The organism is Aeromonas sp. QDB34, assembly GCF_027705405.1.
Lineage (GTDB): Bacteria > Pseudomonadota > Gammaproteobacteria > Enterobacterales > Aeromonadaceae > Aeromonas > Aeromonas hydrophila.
The window spans coordinates 177,658-192,950 of record NZ_JAPDBT010000005.1 but is presented as its reverse complement, the minus strand read 5'-3'; the positions used below and the strand labels follow the sequence as shown (position 1 = coordinate 192,950).

Sequence of the window (15,293 nt, the reverse complement as noted above, 5' to 3'; positions counted from 1 at the left end):
TTGCCGGGCGTTTTTTATGGGCGCCGTGCGGGTGGACAGCCTGGATCAGATGCCGGAGCCGTCGTTCTCGCCGTTCTCCTCGTGCAGGCCACATTCGCGCTTGAGGCCGAAGAAGCGGGTCTGCTCCTCGCTCATGCCAGGCTCCCACTTGGTGGTGGTGTGCACGTCGCCTACCGACAGGTAGCCCTGCTCCCACAGCGGGTGGTAGGGCAGGTCGAACTCCTTGAAGTAGTAGAAGACGTCCTTGTTGCTCCAGTCGATCACCGGCAGGAACTTGAAGCGACCGCGCTGGATGGCCAGCACCGGCAGCTTGCCCCGGCTGCCGGACTGCTCACGGCGCAGGCCCGAGAACCAGGTGCGGGCACCGAGCTCGTTCAGGGCGCGGTCCATCGGCTCCACCTTGTTGAGCTGGTTGTAGCGGGTGATCCCCTCTACCCCCTGCTCCCACAAGAGGCCGAAGCGGGCCTCCTGCCAGGCCGGACTGAGCTCGGCCCGGTAGATTTTGAGGTTGAGCGCGAGCCGCTCGGTCAGCTCGTCGATGAAGCGGTAGGTCTCGGGGAAGAGATAACCGGTGTCGGTCAGCACCACCGGCACATCGGCCTGCTCGCGGCTCACCAGGTGCAGCATCAGCGCCGCCTGGATGCCGAAGCTCGATGACAGCACGTGCTCTCCCGGCAGGTTGGCCAGCGCCCAGCGCACCCGCTCGGGGGCGCTGATGGCATCGAGAGCCCGATTGATAGGGGCCAGCGCTTCGACCTGCTCCTCGCGACTCAAGGCCAGCAGGGCGTCGAGATCGAGCCGGCCGTCGGCGGTACGCGCCAGCCGCTCTGTATCGGTCTGATCAGGCTGCATAGAAGTCCCTCGCGGAGTCGATGACCGGGGCTATGATGCCGGCGCGGATGACGAAGTCGCCGAAGCATTCGCCCGCGTTGCGATCCTTGGCCCAGCGACCGATCAGGGCATCCAGCTCGGCCAGGATCTGCGGCTCCGTGATATTCTCCAGGTGCAGGCGCGGGATGCGGGTCCCCTCGAGGTTGCCCCCCAGGTGCAGGTTGTAGCGCCCCGGCGCCTTGCCCACCAGACCCACCTCCGCCAGCATGGCGCGGCCGCAGCCGTTGGGGCAGCCGGTGACCCGGAAGATGATGGCGTCATCGGCCAAGCCGTGTTTGGCCAGCAGCCCTTCGATATCGGTGACGAAGGCAGGCAGCATGCGCTCGGCCTCGGCCATCGCCAGCGGGCAGGTGGGCAGGGCCACGCAGGCCATGGACTGCTTGCGCTGCTCGCTGACGCCGTCATCCAGCAGGCCGTACTGGCGTGCCAGTGCTTCGATGCAGGCCTTCTCGCCGGCAGGTACGCCTGCGATGATCAGGTTCTGGTTGGCGGTGAGACGGAAATCCCCCTGGTGTACCTTGGCGATCTCCAGCATGCCGGTCTTGAGGGGCTTGCCCGGGAAGTCCAGCAGGCGGCCGTTTTCGATAAACAGGGTCAGGTGGTGCTTGCCGTCGATCCCCTCCACCCAACCGAAGCGATCGCCACGACTGGTGAACTCATAGGGACGTACCGGCCCGAACGGGATGCCGGCGCGGCTCTCCACCTCGGCCTTGAAGGCCTCGACGCCGACGCGCTCGAGGGTGTACTTGGTCTTGGCGTTCTTGCGGTTGACCCGGTTGCCCCAGTCGCGCTGGGTGCTGACCACGGCGGCGGCCACTTCCAGCACGTGAGAGAGTGGCACGAAGCCGAAATCGCTCGCCTTGCGCGGGTAGGTGCTGGTGTCGCCGTGGGTCATGGCCAGACCCCCGCCCACCAGCACGTTGAAGCCCACCAGCTTGCCGTGATCACTGATGGCCACGAAGTTGAGATCGTTGGCGTGGATGTCCACGTCGTTGTGGGGCGGGATCACCACTGTGGTCTTGAACTTGCGCGGCAGGTAGTTGGAACCCAGGATCGGCTCCTCGTCACCCCCCAGCTTCTCGCCGTCCAGCCAGATCTCCACGTAGGCGCGGGTCTTGGGCAGCAGGTGCTCGGAGATCTTCTTGGCCCACTCGTAGGCCTCCTGATGCAGCTCGGATTCCACCGGGTTGCTGGTGCAGAGCACGTTGCGGTTCACGTCGCCGGCGGTGGCTATGCTGTCGATGCCGGTGCTGTTGAGGGTCTGGTGCATCATCTTGATGTCGCGCTTGAGCACCCCGTGGAACTGGAAGGTCTGGCGGGTGGTCAGGCGGATGCTGCCGTACAGGCTGTGATCCTCGGCGAACTTGTCGATCACCTGCCACTGGGCCGGGGTGATGATGCCACCGGGCAGGCGGGCGCGCAGCATGACGTTGTGCAGCGGCTCCAGTTTCTGGGCGGTGCGCTCCGGGCGGATGTCGCGGTCATCCTGCTGGTACATGCCGTGAAAGCGGATCAGCTGGAAGTTGTCGCCGTTGAAGCCGCCGGTGAGCGGGTCTGTGAGATCCTGCGCTATGGTGCCGCGCAGGTGATCGCTCTCGCGTTTCAGACGTTCGTTGTCGGCCAGCGGTCCTTCCACCGGCCCTGGAATCAGTTGCTTGCTCATCAATAGACATCCCTTTGATAACGTTTGGCACGACGCAATTCGCTCAAATACTCTTCTGCTTCCTCACGGCTCTTGTGGCCATGTTCCGCAATCACATCCAGCAGGGCTTCCTGCACATCTTTCGCCATCTGGTTGGCATCGCCGCACACATAGAAGTGAGCGCCTGCTTCCAGCCACTGGTAGAGCTCCTGGCCCGCTTCCCGCAGGCGGTGCTGTACATAGACCTTCTCGGCCTGATCCCGGCTGAAGGCCAGCGAGATCTTGCTGAGCAGCCCGCTCTTCACATAACGCTGCCACTCCACCTGATAGAGGAAATCCTGGGTGAAGTGCGGGTTGCCGAAGAACAGCCAGTTGTTGCCCTCGGCCCCCTGGGCCTCGCGCTCCTGCAGGAAGGCGCGAAACGGGGCGATGCCGGTACCTGGGCCCACCATGATGGCCGGGGTGTCGGGGTTTGGCGGCAGGCGGAAGTTGTCGTTGTGCTCGACGAATACCCGCACCTCGCCATCTTCGGCCAGCCGATCCGCCAGGTAGGAGGAGGCGGCGCCGCTGCGCACCGTGCCGTCTTCCTGCGGGTAGCGCACCACGCCAACGGTCAGGTGCACCTCCTCTTCCACCTCGCTTTGGCTGGAGGCGATGGAGTAGAGGCGCGGGGTGAGCGGGCGCAGCAGGCCCAGCAGCTGTTCGGCTGTGAGCGCGGTCGGGAAGCGTTTCAGTACATCCACCACCTGGGCAGAGGCCACCAGGGCGTTGACCTGGGCCTTGTCGCCAGCCAGATCTTTCAGTGCCGCGTTGCCCGAGATCTCGGCAAGACCGGTGATGAAGCCGCCGTGCAAACGAGTCAGCTCCAGCTCGCGGCTGAGCACTTCGCGCAGGCTGCCGCGGGCGGTGGCCTCGTCGCCGGAGAGATCGGCCAGCGCCAGCACCTCGTTCACCAGTGCGGGGTCGTTGTCAAACCAGATGCCGAGGGCATCGCCCGGCTGGTAGCGGATGCCGGACTCTTCAAGGCTGATCTCGATGTGGCGGATATCCTTGGTCGAGTCGCGGCCGGTGATCTTCTGATTGACCGAGAGTCTGGCCGGGAAGGGGTTCTCCTTGCTGTACTGGCTGTGGCCGACCGCCTGCTGTACCGCGCTGGCCACGCTGCTGCCGGCAGGACCGGTGGAGAGAGTGGCGGCAATGGCATTGAGCGCCTGTTCACCCCACGCCTTGGCGGCATCCTGATAATCCACGTCCAGGCTGGCGAGCTCATGCACCCGATCGGCGCCGGCCTTGGTCAGCAGGCTGTCAAAGTCCTTGCCGGTCTGGCAGAAGAATTCATAGGAGCTGTCACCTAGCCCCAGCACGGCGAACTTGAGCCCTTCCAGCTTGCCGACCTTGCCCTTCTTGAGCTGCTCGAACAGATCGACCGCGCTCTCCGGCGGTTCACCCTCCCCGTAAGTGCTCACTACCACCAGCAGATGGGTCTCTTTCTTGAGCTGCTTGGGTTTGTAGTCTGCCATGGAGGTGAGGGTCACCGGCAGGCCACGGGCCTCGGCCTGCGCCTTGATGGCGCTGGCCACGCCCTTGGCGTTGCCGGTCTGGGAGCCGTAGAGAATGGTCAGATTGCCGCTGGGGGCTGTGGCGGCTGTGCCGGTCACGGCAGGCTGGCTGCCCGCCTGGGAGAGACCGTAGAGATAACCGCTGACCCAGGCCAGTTGCTGGGTATTGAGGGTCGATAGCGCCTGGCTCAGCTGTCGCTGCTGCTCGTCGGAGAGGGGAGTCAGGTTGGTCAGGGAGTCCTTCAATTGCATCACACACGTCTTCCATGGTCTGATTTTTGGTCAGGTTAAGGGGTGTGATGGATAACAACAAAGAATAAAAATGTCTTTTTTATTCTATTACTGCATTAAAAAGGCGATGGAGAGGGTCGCAAAGCGACTCAGGTCGACAGGGCTCTCATGGTATAAAGGGCGATGAATGAGCCCGTATTACCCATACAGGAAACGTGAATGTCGACCATCAGCTTGTTTCATGTCAATGCCTTCAGCCGGCAGCCCTTTGGCGGCAACCCGGCGGTGGTGGTGCTGGGGCCGAGTCAGCCGGATGCCACCTTGCTGGCCATGGCGGCCGAGTTCAACCTGTCGGAGACCGCCTTTCTGGTGCCCCTTGGCCATGCTCGCTATCAGCTGCGCTGGTTCACCCCCGAGCTGGAAGTGGATCTCTGCGGCCACGGCACCCTGGCGGCGGCACACGTGCTGTGGCAGACGGGGGCGGTGGCAGAGGGTGAGGTGATTGGCTTCGAGACCCGCAGCGGCGAGCTGCTGGCCCGGCGCGAAGGGGCGTGGATCTGGCTCGATTTTCCGCGCATTGCTCCGGCGCCGCTCGTTCTGGATCCGGCCTATGCGGCCGCGGTCGGTTGCCAGCCGCTGCAAACCCTGGCGGCTGGCGCCAAGTTCTTGCTGGAGCTCGCCTGCGAGGAGGAGGTTCGTGCGCTCAGCCCAGATTTTCAGGCCCTGCGCGCGCTGCCAGGTCGCGGCCTGATGGTGACGGCTCCCTCGAGCGACCCGGACCATGACTTCGTCTCCCGCTACTTCGCCCCCTGGGTCGGGGTGGAAGAGGATCCGGTGACCGGCTCCAACCACTGCGCCCTGGTGCCCTTCTGGGCTGAGCGGCTTGGCAAACGGCAGTTGCGGGCCCGCCAGATCTCGGCAAGGGGCGGGGAGCTGCGACTAGCACTGCAGGAGAATCGGGTGCTGATGGCCGGTCAGGCCGTCACCTTGTGGCAGGGGGAGTGGTTGCTGCCAGTGGCCTGATAAGCGGCAAGCTGGTGGCGTATTGAAGGTTCGTCACCGGTTTGTGCCTGCCATAAAAAACGCCCCGCAGTTGCGGGGCGTTTTGATTGTCATGGACGGCAGCTGTGCAGCTGCGGCCCTGTTTCTTCGGCTCTTACTTTTGTGGACGCAGAGCCGGGAACAGGATGACGTCGCGGATGGTGTGGCTGTTGGTGAACAGCATCACCAGACGGTCGATACCGATACCCTGACCGGCAGTCGGCGGCAGACCGTGTTCCAGCGCGGTCACGAAGTCGGCGTCGTAGAACATGGCTTCGTCATCGCCTGCGGCTTTCTGGTCAACCTGAGCCTGGAAGCGCTCGGCCTGATCTTCCGCATCGTTCAGCTCGGAGAAGCCGTTGGCCAGCTCGCGGCCGCCGATGAAGAATTCGAAGCGGTCGGTAACGTCCGGGTTCTGGTCGTTGCGACGGGCCAGCGGAGAAACGGCGGCAGGGTACTCGGTGATGAAGGTCGGCTGCAGCAGCATGTGTTCCACGGTCTCTTCGAAGATCGCGGTGATCACGTGGCCCAGTTCCCAGCTCTTCATCAGCTCGATGTGCAGGCGCTTGGCGACGGCGGTGGCTTTCTCCAGGGTCGCCAGATCGTCACGGGTCACATCCGGGTTGTACTTCAGGATGGAGTCAACCATGGAGAGGCGCTGGAACGGCTGACCGAAATCGATGGTCAGGCCCTCTTCGCCCTCTTTGGCGTAACGGATCTTGGTGTCGCCCAGGATGTCCTGCGCCAGGGTGCGCAGCATCTCTTCGGTGAGATCCATCAGATCGATGTAGTCGGCGTAGGCCATATAGAACTCGAGCATGGTGAACTCGGGGTTATGGCGAACGGAGATACCTTCGTTACGGAAGTTGCGGTTGATCTCGTAGACACGCTCGAAACCACCGACCACCAGACGCTTCAGGTAGAGTTCCGGAGCGATACGCAGGTACATGTCGATGTCCAGCGCATTGTGGTGGGTGATGAACGGACGAGCAGACGCGCCACCCGGGATGACCTGCATCATGGGGGTTTCCACTTCCATGAAGCGCTTGTCGTTCAGGAACTTGCGGATACCGGCCACGACCTTGGTACGGGTCACGAAAGTCTTGCGGGACTCTTCGTTGGCGATCAGATCCAGGTAACGCTGACGGCAGCGGGCTTCCTGGTCGGTCAGACCTTTGTGCTTCTCGGGCAGCGGGCGCAGGGCCTTGGTCAGCAGGCGAATGTCGGAGACATGAACGGAGAGTTCGCCTGTGTTGGTGCGGAACAGGGTACCTTCGACACCCACGATGTCGCCCAGATCCCACTTCTTGAACTGCTCGTTGTAGAAGCCTTCCGGCAGGTCGTCACGAGTGACGTAGACCTGGATCTTGCCAGCCATGTCCTGCAGGGTGGCGAAAGATGCCTTGCCCATGATCCGGCGGGTCATGATGCGACCGGCAATCTTCACCCGTTTACCCAGTGCGGCCAGTTCGTCGGCGCTCTTGTCACCAAACTCGGCGTGCAGATCGCCGGAGAGGCTGTCACGACGGAAGTCGTTGGGGAAGGGGTTGCCCTGGGCGCGCAAGGCGGCCAGCTTGGAACGACGCTCCTGCATCTCGTTGTTCAGATCGAGAGTTTGGTCGACTTCCGGAGTAGTGGTTTGTTCAGACATGGTGATTCCTGCTGTTCTGTTTTTTTACAGGCCTGATTTCAGGCTAGCTTCGATAAACTTGTCCAAGTCGCCGTCGAGTACCGCCTGGGTGTTGCGGGTTTCGACGCCGGTACGTAGATCCTTGATGCGCGCATCATCCAGCACATAGGAACGGATCTGGCTGCCCCAGCCGATATCGGACTTGGTCTCTTCGAGGGCTTGCTTCTCGGCATTCTGCTTCTGAATTTCCAGCTCGTAGAGCTTGGCCTTCAGCTGCTTCATACACTGATCTTTGTTTTTGTGCTGGGAACGATCGTTCTGGCACTGTACCACGACCCCAGTAGGAATGTGGGTAATACGTACCGCGGATTCGGTCCGGTTGACGTGCTGACCACCGGCGCCGGAGGCACGGTAGACGTCGATACGCAGGTCGGCCGGGTTGATCTCGATGTCGATGTCATCGTCGATCTCGGGGTAGACGAACACCGAGCAGAACGAGGTGTGGCGACGGCCACCGGAATCGAACGGGGATTTGCGCACCAGGCGGTGCACGCCGGTCTCGGTACGCAGCCAGCCGAAGGCATACTCACCGGTGAACTTGATGGTGGCGGACTTGATGCCGGCCACGTCGCCTTCGGAGCATTCGATGAGCTCGGGCTTGTAGCCGTGGGCATCGCCCCAGCGCAGGTACATGCGCAGGACCATGTTGGCCCAATCCTGCGCTTCGGTACCACCGGAGCCGGACTGGATGTCGATGTAGCAGTCGGAGGGATCGTGCTGACCGGAGAACATGCGGCGGAACTCGAGATCCACGAGCTTGGTTTCCAGCACGTCGGCTTCGGCCACGGCTTCGTTGAAGGTGTCTTCGTCTTCACCTTCCACGGCCAGCTCGACCAGCATGGCCACGTCGTCGGCGCCCTGGGTCAGGGTGTCGATGGTGCCGACCACGTTTTCCAGCGCCACGCGCTCCTTGCCCAGCGCCTGTGCGCGCTCGGGTTCATTCCAGACGTCCGGCTGTTCCAGCTCGGCGTTGACCTCTTCTAGACGCTCTTTCTTGGCGTCATAGTCAAAGGTACCCCCTAAGCAGCTCGGTCCTCTCAGACAGCTCCTTAAGCTTGTTTAATACAGGATTGACTTCAAACATCGTGAAAACTCTCGGGGTCGATGTGATTTAAAAACGGGATATTCTAGCCAATTGTGGAAGGAATAAACAGGGTCGGCTGTCCTTGTGCGTGCCTCGTAGTCAATTTCTGGTGCAGTTTTCCCCAACTCGGTGGAAAATATCGCCCGCCGGCCCATTTTCCGGTTTAGTTTTGCGCCGACGGGTCGTTAATAACTACGCAGTGCTGTGCACTTTTTGGGAAATCCTGTTCCTGACCTCATAAGAAGAACGCATGATGAAAAACCTATCACTCAAGCAGAAGATACTGTTGTCGGTGGTGATCGCCCTGTCGCTGGTGATCCTGCTGCTCTCCTGGCAGAGCTATACCAGCCAGAAGTCCCTGTTGCTGCAAGGCAGTCAGGAACAGGTACAACGCCTCGGCAGCCAGCAGGCCGCCAGTGTCAGTGACTGGCTCGCGGCCCGTCGCGACGTCATTCAGGCGCTCGGCAACAAGGCCGGTGCCGAACCCCTCAATGCCCTGCAACAGGCGCAAGTCTCCGGTCGCTTCCAGCTCACCTATTTTGGCGAGAGCAGCGGCAAGATGAACGACTCCGACCCTTCCATCAACCGTGACGGTTACGATCCCCGCTCCCGCGGCTGGTATCAGGAAGCGATGAGCAAGGGCGGCCTGATCGTGACCAAACCCTATCTGGATGTGGCCTACAACATCATGGTGGTGACCCTGGCCCAGCCGGCTCAGGGCGGCGTGGTCGGCGGCGACCTTTCCATCGCCTCGCTGGTGGAAGACGTCACCAAGATGAAGCTGCCTGCCGACGGTTTCGCCATCATGATGCACAAGGATGGCACCGTCATCGCCTACAAGGACGCCGCCAAGGCGATGAAACCGGCCACCGAGATCGACAACGATCTGACCAATGCCCTGATCGAGCAGAGCAAGACCAGCAACAGCCTGGTGCCGGCCTACTTCGACAACGAAGGGCGCGACAAGCTGCTGTGGGCGGTGGACATCCCCAATACCGACTGGGAGCTGGTACTGGTACTGGACAAGGAGACCCTGGAGGCGCCGCTCTCTTCCCTGCTGATGACCCAGCTCGGCCTGGCCCTGCTGGTGCTGGTGGGCAGCATCCTCGCCATCTCCTGGCTGGTCAGCATGCTGCTCGGCCCGCTCAGCAAGGTCTCCCAGGCCCTGGCGCGCATTGCCGACGGTAACGGCGATCTGACCCAGCGCATCAAGATCGACACCAACGACGAAGTGGGTCAGCTGGCCAACAGCTTCAACCGCTTCGTCGGCAGCCAGCATCAGCTGATCGGCAATATCCGCAAGCTGGCCAACGAGCTGAACGCCGATGCCGAGCGCAGTCTGGTGACCAACCAGGCCGCCGTGGACGAGCTGCAGCGCCAGCAGCAGGAGGTGACCATGGTCGCCACCGCCGTCACCGAGATGGCGAGCGCCACCATGGAGATCGCCGGCAACGCCGAGAACACCGCCGCCGCAGCCCAGCAATCCGCCCAGAGCAGTGAGCAGGGCAAGATGCTGGTGAACCAGACCCGTCAGTCCATCAATGGTCTGGCCGAGGAAGTGGGGCAGGCGACCGAGGTGATCGGCGAGCTGAGCCGCCACGCCCAGGCTATCTCCGGCATCCTCTCCACCATTCAGGGCATCGCCGAGCAGACCAACCTGCTGGCGCTGAACGCGGCCATCGAAGCGGCCCGCGCCGGTGAACAGGGTCGCGGTTTCGCGGTGGTGGCGGACGAGGTGCGGGTGCTGTCGCGCCGTACCCAGGACTCCACCCAGGAGATCCAGTCCACCATCGAGACCCTGCAGCAGACCACGGCCCGTGCGGTGAGCCTGATGCAGACCAGCCAGGGGCTGGCGGACAACAGCGTGAAAGACGCCGATGCCGCCGCCGCCGCGCTCGAAGAGATCACCCAGGCGGTGTCGCTCATCTCCGACATGGCGGGTCAGATCGCCACCGCCGCCGAGGAGCAGACCCAGGTGACCGGCGAGATCACCCAGAACACCACCGCCATCAAGGACGTGAGTGACGAGATCACCGCCGCCGCCATGCGCGATCTGGATCAGGCCGAGAGCCTCAAAGGCCGGGCCACCGACCTGAACCAGCAGGTCTCGACCTTTATCCTGTAAGTTCTGAAACGCGGCGAGCACGGCCGCCATGACAAAGCCCCGCCCTCTGCCGAGTGCGGGGCTTTTTGTTTATGTGCCTCGCCGCGGGCAGCCATGAAGGGTGGGGTGTAGTGCCGCTGGCGAGCAGAAAAGGCAGAGCCCACCAAGGGGTGGGCTCTGTTCATAGACGTCTGACGGGAAAGGAATTACAGGAAGGGCAGTGCCAGGAACAGCTTGATCACCATGGCGTTGATGATGTCGATGAAGAAGGCGCCCACCATGGGCACCACCAGAAACGCCAGGTGGGAGGGGCCGAAGCGCTGGGTGATGGCCTGCATGTTGGCAATGGCAGTGGGGGTGGCCCCCAGACCAAAACCGCAGTGGCCCGCCGCCAGCACGGCCGCATCGTAGTTGCTGCCCATCACCCGGAAGGTGACGAAGATGGCGTAGAGCGCCATGGCCACGGTCTGGGCCGCCAGCAGGACGAAGATGGGCAGCGCCAGGTTGGCCAGATCCCACAGTCGCAGGCTCATCAGCGCCATCGCCAGGAACAGCGACAGGCTGACGTTGCCGAGCAGGGAGACTTCGCGGTCGCTCACCTCGTGCCAGTTCAGCAGGGTCAGCACGTTGCGCAGCAGCACGCCGACGAACAGCACGCAGACGAACACCGGCAGCTCGAAGGCGCCGCCCTTGAGGTAGGCAGAGAGCATCTCGCCCCCTTTCAGGCTGATGGCGATCAGTGCCAGGGTCTCGATCAGGCTGAAGGTGGTGAGCGGGCGCTCCATGTCCGGCATCTCGAAGCCTTGCGGCGCGTCATCCCGGTTGTGCTCCTCGCCGGGTACTTTCACCTTTTTCACCAGATAGCGGGCGACCGGACCACCGATGAGGCCGCCCAGCACCAGGCCGAAGGTGGCACAGGCGATGGCCAGTTCGGCGGCGGATTGCACCCCGTACTTCTCGGTGAAGGTGGCACCCCAGGCCGCTCCGGTACCGTGGCCGCCGGAGAGGGTGATGGAACCTGCCAGCAGTCCCATGTGGGGATCCAGACCGAGCAGGGTCGCCAGACCCACGCCCAGGCTGTTTTGCACCAGCAGCAGACCGGTGACCACCAGCAGGAAGGTGAGCACCGCCTTGCCGCCGCGCTTGAGGCTGGCGAGATCGGCGGAGAGACCGATGGAGGCGAAGAACGCCAGCATCAGCGGGGTTTGCAGGCTGGTATCGAACTGCAGCTCCATCTGCAGGGTGGAGCGCAGCAGCAGCAGCACCAGAGCGACCACCAGGCCGCCGGCAACCGGCTTGGGGATGTTGAAGGTTCGCAGCAGCCCGACTCGGGTCACCAGCAAACGACCGAGCAGCAACACCAGGGTGGCTGCGACCAGGGTGGCGTAGGAATCAAGTTGTAGCATTCAGTACTCCCATGTTGATTGGCTGTGTCTTTCGTTGATGCAGACTCACAGATTCAGCCGGGATAAAAACAGTGTGGCTCAGGTGCCAACAAAGAAGGGGCGACATGCCCCCGCCCCACGTAAAAATGGGACCAGTGCGGGCCTGAACAGGTCAGGCTTCCAGATGAGATTTATGAAAAATCGAGCGGATAGTAGCAAAAAGCACCACTTATATCCACATTTGTCAGATAAATGGTCACTCTTGATGTATCTTGTGACATTTAACACTATTGGGTTAGTCGCCGTTTAATACCGGCCGCAGGCCATTTCCCGGCTGTCATTTGGGGCGCCAGTCCCTATAATTCGGCGGTTTTTGGCCCGCCGGACGGCACTGGTGGGATGTGAGCCGGCGGCCCGGCGCGCTATCATGGGCGGGCTTTCGGCCCATGGCAAATACGGCGGGCAGTCGATGCCGCCGTTTCGCCCCGTGTGAGCCACGATTCGCGGGTGTTGTGCCCATCAAAGAGGAGAGGGTGTGAAGAAGTCCATCTACATCGCCTACACAGGCGGCACCATAGGGATGCAGCGTTCCGACCACGGTTATGTGCCGATGGCGGGCTTCATGGAAGACTGTCTGGCGCGGATGCCCGAGTTCCATCGCCCCGAGATGCCGGATTACCATATTCACGAGTATGCACCCCTCATCGACTCTTCCGACATGACGCCGGCGGACTGGCAGCGCATCGCCGAGGATATTCGTGACAACTACGACAAGTACGACGGTTTCGTCATTCTGCACGGCACCGACACCATGTCATTCACCGCCTCGGCGCTCTCCTTCATGCTCGAAGATCTGCACAAGCCGGTGATCATCACCGGCTCCCAGATCCCGCTCGCTGAGCTGCGCTCCGACGGTCAGCAGAACCTGCTCAACGCCCTCTACATCGCGGCCAACTACCCGATCCACGAGGTGACACTGTTCTTCAACAACCAGCTCTATCGCGGCAACCGCAGCAAGAAGGTGCACGCCGACGGCTTTCACGCCTTCGATTCGCCCAACTACCCGCCGTTGCTCAACGCCGGCATCGCCATCTCGCTGGAAGCGGGCGAGCTGGGCGTGCCGTCCGAGCGGCCGCTGGTGCTGCACGACATCACCCCCCAGCCCATCGGCGTGGTGACCCTCTACCCCGGCATCTCGGCCGAGGTGATCGCCAACATCCTGCAGCAGCCGGTGCGAGCGCTGATCCTGCTCTCCTTCGGGGTGGGCAATGCGCCGCAGAATCCGGCCATGCTGGCGCTGCTCTCCGAGGCCTCGGCCCGCGGCGTCATCATCGTCAACCTGAGCCAGTGTTTGCACGGCAAGGTCAACATGGGCGGCTATGCCACCGGTAACGCCCTGTCGCGGGCCGGGGTCATCTCTGGCTTCGACATGACCGCCGAGGCGGCGCTGACCAAGCTGCACTTCCTGCTGAGCCAGGATCTGCCGGCGCCGCGCATCCGCGAGCTGATGCAGCAGTCCCTGCGCGGTGAGCTGACCCCCTGACTGGTTTCCCCCTCACCCTAACCCTCTCCCGGCGGGAGAGGGGATAGATCGAGGTGGCGAGGTTTGTCATGAAGATCGCCGGCAGGTGGCCCGCTTACTGTTCGCAGGTGCGAGCCTGCTCCCTTCTCCCCTGGCGGGAGAGGGGTCGGGGATGAGGGGGATGAGTCACCCTGCATAGATAGGAAAAAAGAGGGGAGCCATATTGGCTCCCCTCTTTAGTTGTGACGGGTGGGTCAGACTCAGTGGTTGAGGTCGACCCGCACTATCTCTTCCTCGTCGCGATACTGACGCTTGAGCTCGCTCTTGCTCTTCATCACGATCTCGCCGTCACGGCCGATGTTCATGTGCTCGGGGTTGTCGAGGTGCATCGCCTGCCAGGCCATCACCGCCTGCAGGGAAGTGGCCTTCTGCTCGTCGGTGAGCGGCTTGCCATCGGGCCACTTGCCGAGCTCGACCGCCGTCTTGAGGCGCTCGTACACCTCTGCGGGCATCTGCCTGATTGCTTGTAGAAACTCACCTTGTTGAAACGACATCCGGCCTTCTCCTTGCACATTGAGCCATGACGAATCGGGGTCAGGCCGGCAGATCCTGGCGGACTGCGCCAGCCATCTGCTCCATCACCCGCACTACCTGACAACTGTACCCGAACTCGTTGTCATACCATACGTAGAGCACGCAGTGATCCCCCTCGGCGATGGTGGCCTGGGAGTCGACGATACCCGCAAAACGCGAGCCCACCATGTCGGAGGAGACCAGCTCGGTGCTGGCACTGAAGTCGATCTGGCGATGCAGGGCGGAGCTCAGCGCCATCTGCTGCAGATAGGCGTTGAGGCTCTCCCGATCGGTGGTCTGTTCCAGCGACAGGTTGATGATGGCCAGCGATACGTTGGGGGTGGGCACCCGGATGGCGTTACCGGTCAGCTTGCCCTTGAGCTCGGGCAGCGCCTTGGCCACCGCCTTGGCGGCGCCGGTGCTGGTCATCACCATGTTGAGGGCCGCGCTGCGACCGCGGCGCTCGCCCTTGTGATAGTTGTCGATGAGGTTCTGGTCGTTGGTGTAGGAGTGGACCGTCTCCACGTGGCCGTGGCGGATGCCGTACTTGTCCTGCATCACCTTGAGCACCGGAGTGATGGCGTTGGTGGTGCAGGAGGCGGCGGAGATGATCTTGTCATCGGGCCCTATCACCTCGTGGTTGACCCCGAACACCACGTTCTTCATCTCCCCCTTGCCGGGAGCAGTCAGCAGCACCCGGGCGGCGCCGCGCGCCTTGAGATGTTCAGACAGCCCCGCCTCGTCGCGCCAGACCCCTGTGTTGTCGACGATCAGCGCATCGTGAATGCCGTAGGCGGTGTAGTCGATGTCGGCCGGGCTGTTTGCGTAGATAACCTGGATGAAGGTGCCGTTGGCGATGATGGCACTGCGTTCCACATCCACTTCGATGGAGCCGTTGAAGGGGCCGTGCACCGAGTCGCGGCGCAGCAGGCTGGCGCGTTTCTCCAGATCCCCGTCACGACCACCGCGTACCACGATGGCGCGCAGTCGCAGGGAGTTGGCGGCGCCGGTGCGCTCGATCAGCAGCCGGGCCAGCAGGCGGCCGATGCGGCCAAAGCCGTACAACACCACGTCGGTGGGGGCCGGCACGCCGCGACCCAGGGCCGGTGCCAGCTTGGCACGCAGGTAGTCGTCGATGCCGGCTTCATCCTGGTGATCCTGCCAGTAACCCACGGCCAGCTTGCCCAGATCGATCTCGGCGGCGGTCGGGTTCAGGGCCAGGATGGCTTGCAGCAGGGGAAAGCTCTGTTGGATCGGGAGGGGTGCTCCCTGGTGGCGGCGAACGACCCGGTGGGCCTTGAGGATATCGATGGTGGAGGCGTTTTGCAGCGGGCGGCCGTAGAGGGTGATCTCGATCCCCTGCTGGCGGTAGAGTCGACCGATCAAGGGTTGCATGGCTTCGGCGAGCTCCTGGCTCTCCTGCCACGCCTGCAGATAGTGCTCGTGGGTCATTAACCAGATCCTTTATTTCACGTTGTTGGGGCAAATAGAAATTCGTCGAATGCAGATCAGTGTAGGGGTGTATATTTCGTTATATTATTCTGCAGTCGCGGCCTTATACGGCGCGCGCA

The 15,293-nt window shown here is 62.6% G+C and carries 11 protein-coding genes; 3 read left to right on the top strand and 8 right to left on the bottom strand.

What is annotated here, in order from left to right:
- Window positions 1–45: 45 nt before the first annotated feature.
- The 3 genes from OKC29_RS09810 to OKC29_RS09800 are packed head-to-tail and all read right to left on the bottom strand — an operon-like array spanning window position 46 to window position 4,344.
- A complete protein-coding gene (locus OKC29_RS09810) occupies window positions 46–852 on the bottom strand; it encodes a phosphoadenylyl-sulfate reductase (protein ID WP_073351425.1) in 807 nt (268 codons plus the stop codon).
- Complete coding sequence (gene cysI, locus OKC29_RS09805) at window positions 842–2,554, bottom strand: assimilatory sulfite reductase (NADPH) hemoprotein subunit (RefSeq protein ID WP_073351423.1); 1,713 nt, start codon at window positions 2,552–2,554, stop codon at window positions 842–844. The genes OKC29_RS09810 and cysI overlap by 11 nt, the downstream gene beginning before the upstream one ends.
- Window positions 2,554–4,344, bottom strand: coding sequence for an assimilatory sulfite reductase (NADPH) flavoprotein subunit (locus OKC29_RS09800; RefSeq protein WP_162275831.1), 1,791 nt, complete (start codon window positions 4,342–4,344; stop codon window positions 2,554–2,556). Before OKC29_RS09800 ends, cysI begins: the two co-directional genes overlap by 1 nt.
- 198 nt (window positions 4,345–4,542) lie before the next feature.
- On the opposite strand from OKC29_RS09800, the gene OKC29_RS09795 reads away from it, so the two are divergent.
- A complete protein-coding gene (locus OKC29_RS09795) occupies window positions 4,543–5,346 on the top strand; it encodes a PhzF family phenazine biosynthesis protein (RefSeq protein WP_073351419.1) in 804 nt (267 codons plus the stop codon).
- 133 nt (window positions 5,347–5,479) lie between these two features.
- Here the strand turns inward: OKC29_RS09795 and lysS are convergent, their stop codons facing one another.
- On the bottom strand, window positions 5,480–7,015 hold the full coding sequence (lysS, locus tag OKC29_RS09790) for a lysine--tRNA ligase (RefSeq protein WP_011707134.1): 1,536 nt from the start codon (window positions 7,013–7,015) through the stop codon (window positions 5,480–5,482).
- A 24-nt stretch (window positions 7,016–7,039) separates the two neighbouring features.
- A protein-coding gene (gene prfB / locus OKC29_RS09785; RefSeq protein ID WP_011707133.1) for a peptide chain release factor 2 occupies window positions 7,040–8,138 on the bottom strand; the annotation gives its coding sequence in 2 pieces (ribosomal slippage) (window positions 7,040–8,062 and window positions 8,064–8,138; 1,098 coding nt in all).
- 253 nt (window positions 8,139–8,391) lie between these two features.
- Here prfB and OKC29_RS09780 point away from each other — a divergent pair.
- Window positions 8,392–10,263, top strand: a complete 1,872-nt coding sequence (locus OKC29_RS09780; RefSeq protein WP_029299260.1) for a methyl-accepting chemotaxis protein — start codon at window positions 8,392–8,394, stop codon at window positions 10,261–10,263.
- A gap of 185 nt (window positions 10,264–10,448) precedes the next feature.
- Here the strand turns inward: OKC29_RS09780 and gltS are convergent, their stop codons facing one another.
- Entirely contained in the window at window positions 10,449–11,648 is a 1,200-nt protein-coding gene (gene gltS, locus OKC29_RS09775) for a sodium/glutamate symporter (protein ID WP_016351764.1), read from the bottom strand.
- A 514-nt stretch (window positions 11,649–12,162) separates the two neighbouring features.
- Between gltS and ansA the strand changes: the two genes are divergently transcribed.
- Window positions 12,163–13,170: an asparaginase gene (gene ansA / locus OKC29_RS09770; RefSeq protein WP_024944297.1), complete on the top strand. Its 1,008-nt coding sequence runs from the start codon at window positions 12,163–12,165 to the stop codon at window positions 13,168–13,170.
- 239 nt (window positions 13,171–13,409) lie between these two features.
- Here the strand turns inward: ansA and OKC29_RS09765 are convergent, their stop codons facing one another.
- Window positions 13,410–13,703 carry a YeaC family protein gene (locus OKC29_RS09765; RefSeq protein ID WP_011707127.1) on the bottom strand — a complete coding sequence of 98 codons (294 nt, stop codon included), beginning with the start codon at window positions 13,701–13,703 and terminating at the stop codon, window positions 13,410–13,412.
- Window positions 13,704–13,743: 40 nt separating this feature from the next.
- Entirely contained in the window at window positions 13,744–15,174 is a 1,431-nt protein-coding gene (locus tag OKC29_RS09760; RefSeq protein ID WP_017409322.1) for a glyceraldehyde-3-phosphate dehydrogenase, read from the bottom strand.
- Between the last annotated feature and the right edge of the window lie 119 nt (window positions 15,175–15,293).